This is a genomic window from Hadarchaeum sp. (SeqCode) (assembly GCF_049969415.1).
In the GTDB taxonomy this organism is placed as follows: domain Archaea; phylum Hadarchaeota; class Hadarchaeia; order Hadarchaeales; family Hadarchaeaceae; genus Hadarchaeum.
Genome location: NZ_JBMFOX010000116.1, coordinates 1 through 1,623 on the forward strand (window position 1 = coordinate 1; position 1,623 = coordinate 1,623).

Genomic DNA, 1,623 nt, shown 5'->3' on the forward strand with positions numbered 1-1,623 from the left:
GTGTTCCCGTCTCACCTCGGCGGCGGGACCGACAGCAGCGATCCTGTCCCCCTCGACCAGCACCGAGGCATCCCTGAAGACCTCGCGCCGGGGATTCATGGTGACGACGATCCCGTTGTCGATCAAGATCTTTTCAGCCATCTCCAAGCCCCATCAGATTTTCTTTCCAACCATCAGGTCACCGACTTTTTCCCTAGTAGCTTCCCGCCGAGGCAGGATCGCCACCATCTCGCCCTCATACATTACCCCGATGGTATCGCTGATCTTCATTATCTCGTCCAAATCACCCGAAAACATCAATATCGCCTTTTTTTCTGCCTTCTGTCTCAGGAAGACGTTATGGATGAACTCCTGACAGCCCACGTCAAGACCTGCGGTAGGTTCCTCCGCCAAAATAAAATCAGGATTGGTGGAGAGCTCCTTCGCTAGAAGAAGCTTTTGCAGATTTCCACCCGAAAGTGTCCTAGCGATGGTACTTGGAGTGGGCGCTCTGATATCGAATTCTTCCATAAGTTTTTTCGTAAGCTTGATGATTTCATCGTAGTTCATCATACCCATTTTGGAGTACGGAGATTTTTTGTAGTAGCTCAAGGCGACGTTTTCATAAAGCGTAAGATGTGGAACGACACCGCGCTCAAGCCGTTCGCCTGGAACAAAGCCCACATTAAGTTTACGAAACTCTGAAGGCGACTTGTTCGTGATATCATTGCCGCGATACAAAACTTTACCGCTCACGACTTTTCTGAGCCCAACTATGGCCTCGGCCAGCTCCTTTTGCCCATTACCGGCCACCCCGGCTACGCCGAATATCTCCCCGGCCCTGACTGAAAAGGAAACCCCCTTCACGGCAAGGAATCCCTTATCGCTGTAACTCTTCAGATCCTTGACCTCAAGGACCTTTTCACCCTCTTTCACATGGGGTATTTTAACCTCACACTCAAGCTCCCTCCCAATCATGCTGGTGACGATTTTGTCTCTAGTGGCCTTTTTGGTCAAAAACACGCCTGTAACTTTGCCCCGTCTCAAAACCGTTATCCGATCACTTACTGCCAAGACCTCAGGTATCTTGTGGGTTATGAACGGTATTGAGGCTATCCCTGCCTTCGCCATTTTCTCCATGCTCTGCAAAAGGGCCATTTTTTCCGGTGGTGAAAGCATTGAGGTGGGCTCATCCATAATCAAAATTTTACTTCCACGATAAATTGCCCTCAGTATTTCCACTTTCTGTTTTTCTCCAACTGAAAGCTGCCAAGGCTTCGCGTCCAGCGGAACTTCCATCCCGAACTTCTTCTGCAGTTCTTTTATTCTCCGTTCCTCCTCTTTCTTATCAACAAATGGCCCACTGGCAGGTTCCTGTCCCAAGACGATGTTCTCCCTGACGGTCAGAGTTGGAACCAGCATGCTTATCTGCGGAATGAGGCCGATTCCGAGCTCGATGGCATCTTTGGGTGACTTTATCCTGACCTTCTTACCCCAGACTTTTATCTCCCCCTCGTCCGGCTGGTAAAGTCCGTAAAGGATCTTCATTAAAGTTGTTTTCCCGGCGCCGTTTTCGCCGAGAATGCTATGAATCTCACCCTCTTTTAAAGTGAAATCAATATGGTCGGTAGCCAAAACTCCAGG

At 49.5% G+C, this 1,623-nt stretch carries 2 protein-coding genes; both read right to left on the reverse strand.

Annotated features, from left to right (window positions below):
- Nucleotides 1-141: imidazolonepropionase-like domain-containing protein (locus ACP5PX_RS08210; RefSeq protein ID WP_428085462.1), on the reverse strand; the 141-nt coding region annotated here is incomplete at its 3' end.
- A gap of 12 nt (nt 142-153) precedes the next feature.
- The coding region (locus tag ACP5PX_RS08215) for an ABC transporter ATP-binding protein (RefSeq protein ID WP_428085461.1) at nt 154-1,623 on the reverse strand (1,470 nt) is incomplete at its 5' end.